We start from the raw sequence: 4633 nt of genomic DNA on the forward strand, positions 1-4633 counted from the left end.
CTTGCGGGATCCGTGCTTGGGTTCTTGTGCACGTATTTCGGCTGGTGGACGGACATATTCAATTGGCTAAGCGGACATTCCGCCGCTCAATTAGCTTCGTGGTTGTTTGTTGGCGCGGTCATCTATGTCCTGTTGTCGTTTTTCATGATCCGCAAAGCAACCGTTTAGCCGGTAACACGCCGTATGGCCGTCCGATCATTTGTCCGGCAGCCTTCGCCGTATGTATGCGTTGTAACCTTATACGACAATTAATTCACTTAAAAAGAGGCAAAAGTTCTTTTGATAAAAGTGTTAACCAGCTATTTAACCAAAAGATAAATTAAGACTCTTAAAAAAATAGTTTTGTAATGAAATAAATAAACCATGGGGACATCCTTTATTGGGAAAATAAGGGTTGTCCGGTTTTCTTTATTCTACAATACAATCCCCGTACATATAATCACTTATTTCATTATCCATTGGTCTTCAAAACAGGTTCTTTGTTTCACCGATTCTACGGTGAATTAAGTAATTAATAGGGGAAATTTGCATTTGTTCTTTGAATACATGGGACAGGTAATACTTATTAATATAAAGTGCTTCAGCTATATCCTCTAGTTTTATATTTTTTTTATAATTTTTATCAATAAATTCTTTAATACGATGAGCCGTTGTATTAGATTCTTTTATTTCATCGAAATGTTTTGCAATTTAATCACCCGGTGTATTAAAGCAATGGAGGACGTAAGTAAACCCTGACATATGATTTCATATCCAGTTGTTTTAAGCAAAGATTCCTCGAATATCTGTGAAAGAAATGACCTGATTGAGCTGGAATATTCATTTTTTCTTATAACCGGTTCGAGCTCATAAGGTATGATACACAATTCCTTCAAGTGATCAATGGCTAAATTAGAAATTCCACAGAAAAAGGTCACTAAGGGATTGGCTGGATTTGAGTATTCCTCATGGATGATTCCCGCATTGTATATAAGAATATCCCCTTCTTTTACCGTATAAATTTTATTATTAATAATAAAGGTTCCTTCTCCCTCACATGAAATGGTTAGTGGAATATGGGTTCTAATTTTTCATTGGCATTAAAAATAACTGTGCTAGAATGAAAATCCTGTTATATGTATATCTGGAGGGAATAAAAGCGGAAAACTATGATGGAGGTGTGTTTTCCTATGCAAAGGAATTATTGGTTCATAGCTTTTGGTATTGTTTGGACAATAATTTTTTCGGGTATGAGCTTTTATTGGGCAATGGGTGGCTTGCTTGGTGTTAGATCCCTAGGAGGGGTTATTTATGAGATGTCCCTAAGCCCTTCCCCCTCATTCTTGAGGATAGTTTGGCTAACCGGTTTTATTAAATTACTTGGGTTACTCGTATTGTTGATGCTTCTTATTCAATGGAAAAAGCCTACAGTAACCAAAATTCTTTATTACGTTGCGAAATTCGCAGGCGCCTTATTGTTCTTTTATGGATTTCTTAATTTCGTCACAATTACATTAAGTGCGTTTAATATTTTGGATTTTGACTTAGATTCATATGCAACGTTCTGGAGGTTAATTTTCTGGGAACCTTTTTGGATGATCGGTGGAGTTTTTTACTTTTTCTCCACTAAAAGAAATAAATCATTATTCAACTGAAATCATGAACCGGAAATAGGGGAGCCGATTAATATGTCTTATGCGGCATTTAAAATTCGTATTTACGCTTTTTTATTAGATTATCTTGTTATCATTATATATGGCATTTTTGTTGTAGGTACCATTTCTTTTGTATTTCGTTCAAACATTAACCCCTTATTTTCAAGTTCCCCAGTAACAGCTGAATTAACAGGTTTTTTTATGATGACGTTGCCAGTTTCGCTTTACTTTATTTTAAGTGAATGTTCTAAATGGCAGGGAACATTGGGGAAGAGAAAAATGGGCATCCGTGTTGTTGACGGTATCGGTCAGCGCATTGGAATCGGTCGTTCAGCTTTTCGAACAACTATCAAGTTTCTTCCTTGGGAAGCTGCTCACTTCGGTATATGGAGATTAATGCTTCCAACTGACTTTTCAGAGATTACTGTTTATGTAATTTTAAATGCTGTCAATCTTATAATATTATTATATCTAATAATTCCTCTTACTAATAAAAAAAGGAAAAATGTTTATGACTGGATAGCAGGTACGGAAGTAGTTCGCTAAACTATAATAAGTTACTTAATTAGCTAATACTATAATTAAATAAGCTAAACAGTTCAATAGCCTTTAATAAAATTGTCAATCATCCGTGATCGGGCGCGTTCGATAAGTTCTATTATAAATACATTAATATGTAAAAAATGAAGGATAGACGATTAAAAAAGTATGATTTAGCAAGATTACTTTTGAAAATTTTTGTATTTATCATATAAGGGATATCGTATCGCTTTTTCCATATCGCCTAGCGATATATATTGCATTTAAAGTTAAAAACGTTGAAAAGTGGTGCGTTTTTCAAATTTCAACAAATTCCCGAGAAATATCTACAAATTATGATTAGTTATCGACAAAATTAGAATGTAAAGGTCTCCAAACAATTTGCCAGATTGTTTGAGGCCATTTTTTCATGGGAGATTGTTATAAATTTCCCTCTTTCAAAATAAATACAATAAATTTCTGAAATGACATCATTTCTTAATGTCTATTAATCGCTCATTTAAAAATTGAATCCATTCTCTTGTTGCATAAGAAATATAGCCATCCTTTCTCCATATGATGCCTATTCGCCAATGAACTTCTTGATTGATAATAGGCAATACTTTTATCCCTTTATGAGCTACATTTAATTCAGCTGTATTACTTTGAGGCAGGATGCTTATCCCCATATTGCAAGAAACCATCTCAAGAATGAATTTCCATTGAGACGTCTCACAAACAATGTTTGGTTCAAAGCCTATTCGTTCATATTCCTACATAATAAAGCGACGAACGGCAAATCCTTCATGAAAGATAATAAATTTTTCATCCTTTAACTCTTCCCATGCCACCATTTCTTTGTGGGCAAGTGGGTGGGTATGATGAACAAGAAGGCGGAGGTCCCCTTTTAAAAACGGAATGTAGTTAATCGGCTCATTCACCGGCACTTCGAGTACAACTAAATCTAATTCTCCATTATTCAAAGCATTTTGGTGGGGAGTTATCTACTGCTTTTTTTGGAAAGGAATTTCGGATAGAAATTATTAAACAAATTCAAGGGCCAAATTGCGAAGAAACACGAATACGGTAGATGATGTCAAAGTAGTTATTATAATGGATCAACTAAAAGACCTTCGTTAAGAAAAGCTTTTAGATTTATGGAATAACGGTAATATTGCTATAAATAATAAGAAAGAAGAATAGGAATCACTAATATTAGAATTGTGCCTCCAACAGTCACGGATATAACTTTAATTAAATCCTTTTTCAAGAAAACACCCCCATAACATTTGTCGTTATTTTCAAGATTCATAAAAATCTATTATGAGAGCCAATTGGAAAATTCCAATCAGCTCCTTTTTTTTAGATTCTTACCGATTTCAGTACCCGCATTTAAGACTGATCCTATCATAATAAAGAAAAAAAGAATTTGTATTGTCGAGTTAGCTTTCCAATATCCTAAGAAGTTCATAAACACAAGGACGGTAAATAAAAGAGCCGTAACTATGGTTGTCAAAAAACGGACGTTTAGATTCATTTTATTTTTTACCTCCTTACTCATGTAAACTGAATATATAGAAAGGTTAACATAATAAGGAGAAAAACAAAACCATAATTTTACTTTTACTGAGCAGTCCGATTCTAATGGGCTATAAAGAGTAGATTAAGGCAACTTATTGCAGTAAGAGATGAAACTAGATAATAAACAAAACGTATATTAAGAAAAGTAATGGTGAGACACGATTACTTTAAAAGGGGGAATTAAACTGTTACCGATTATTTTATCTATAGTATTAATAATCACTCTTATTTTTTCCATATTTGTTGTGGTTGAGAAAAGAAAAAAGGCGGGTGTTACAGGGCTAAAAAGTGCCTTAACTTCAATTTGTTTTTTTCTTATTGCAATAATAAACCTTTTAGCTTATTGGTTTAATTTTCTGGGGCTAGTGGTTTGGTTTATTAATTTTATTTTGTTGATTTTAGGTGCCTATTTTACAAAGTATATGCAAATATCTGAAAAGTGATTTTTAAACAAACAGACGCATTAGTCAAAATTCCCAATCGCTTAGGTGTGTTTAGTCTATTAATTTACTAAGTTTGTGTTTATAACAAAACGTGTGATTAAGGATATTTTATCTATCTCATAATTTGTGATTCGTAAAATTTGGAAGTTTAAAAGGGAAGTTGATGAAAAAGAAGGTGCAAAATATGCACCTTCTTTCTATATATCAGTTTCTTTCACAAGCGTAACCGTCATTATCTCGATCCATTTTGGATGTATAGGCAGGATGACTGGAAGAAACTCCGTTAGGATACACTTTTCTCAGTTCAGTGCAGTTGGCAAACGATACTTGTTCTGCAGTTGTGGATGAAGTTGTTTGCTGCTGTTGCTGGGCTTTCGCTTGAGCTGCAGCTTTTGCTTTAGCCTCTGCTTCCGCCCTTGCGTTGGCTTCCGCCTCAGCTTTTGCTTTAGCCTCTGC

The 4633-nt window shown here is 33.9% G+C and carries 7 protein-coding genes and 1 pseudogene; 4 read left to right on the plus strand and 4 right to left on the minus strand.

What is annotated here, in order from left to right:
- Positions 1-323, plus strand: a 323-nt coding sequence (locus tag BABA_RS27440) for a hypothetical protein (RefSeq protein WP_157273252.1), incomplete at its 5' end; no start/stop codon positions are given.
- A 142-nt stretch (positions 324-465) separates the two neighbouring features.
- On the opposite strand, the gene BABA_RS28560 is transcribed toward BABA_RS27440, so the two are convergent.
- Positions 466-690, minus strand: coding sequence for an AraC family transcriptional regulator (locus tag BABA_RS28560; RefSeq protein WP_083865530.1), 225 nt, complete (start codon positions 688-690; stop codon positions 466-468).
- Positions 666-1067, minus strand: a complete 402-nt coding sequence (locus BABA_RS28565; RefSeq protein WP_083865520.1) for an AraC family ligand binding domain-containing protein — start codon at positions 1065-1067, stop codon at positions 666-668. The genes BABA_RS28560 and BABA_RS28565 overlap by 25 nt, the downstream gene beginning before the upstream one ends.
- 102 nt (positions 1068-1169) lie before the next feature.
- Between BABA_RS28565 and BABA_RS23710 the strand changes: the two genes are divergently transcribed.
- Positions 1170-1634: a DUF3995 domain-containing protein gene (locus BABA_RS23710; RefSeq protein WP_007087807.1), complete on the plus strand. Its 465-nt coding sequence runs from the start codon at positions 1170-1172 to the stop codon at positions 1632-1634.
- A 33-nt stretch (positions 1635-1667) separates the two neighbouring features.
- Positions 1668-2180, plus strand: coding sequence for an RDD family protein (locus BABA_RS23715; RefSeq protein ID WP_007087808.1), 513 nt, complete (start codon positions 1668-1670; stop codon positions 2178-2180).
- Positions 2181-2644: 464 nt separating this feature from the next.
- Here the strand turns inward: BABA_RS23715 and BABA_RS28220 are convergent.
- Positions 2645-3136 (minus strand): annotated as a pseudogene (locus tag BABA_RS28220) (LysR substrate-binding domain-containing protein).
- A gap of 783 nt (positions 3137-3919) precedes the next feature.
- Between BABA_RS28220 and BABA_RS28225 the strand changes: the two are divergent.
- A complete protein-coding gene (locus BABA_RS28225; RefSeq protein WP_083865528.1) occupies positions 3920-4177 on the plus strand; it encodes a hypothetical protein in 258 nt (85 codons plus the stop codon).
- A gap of 204 nt (positions 4178-4381) precedes the next feature.
- Here BABA_RS28225 and BABA_RS23730 read toward each other — a convergent pair.
- Positions 4382-4633, minus strand: a 252-nt coding sequence (locus BABA_RS23730) for an excalibur calcium-binding domain-containing protein (protein WP_007087812.1), incomplete at its 5' end; no start/stop codon positions are given.

It is taken from the genome of Neobacillus bataviensis LMG 21833 (assembly GCF_000307875.1).
Classification (GTDB): domain Bacteria; phylum Bacillota; class Bacilli; order Bacillales; family Cytobacillaceae; genus Neobacillus; species Neobacillus bataviensis.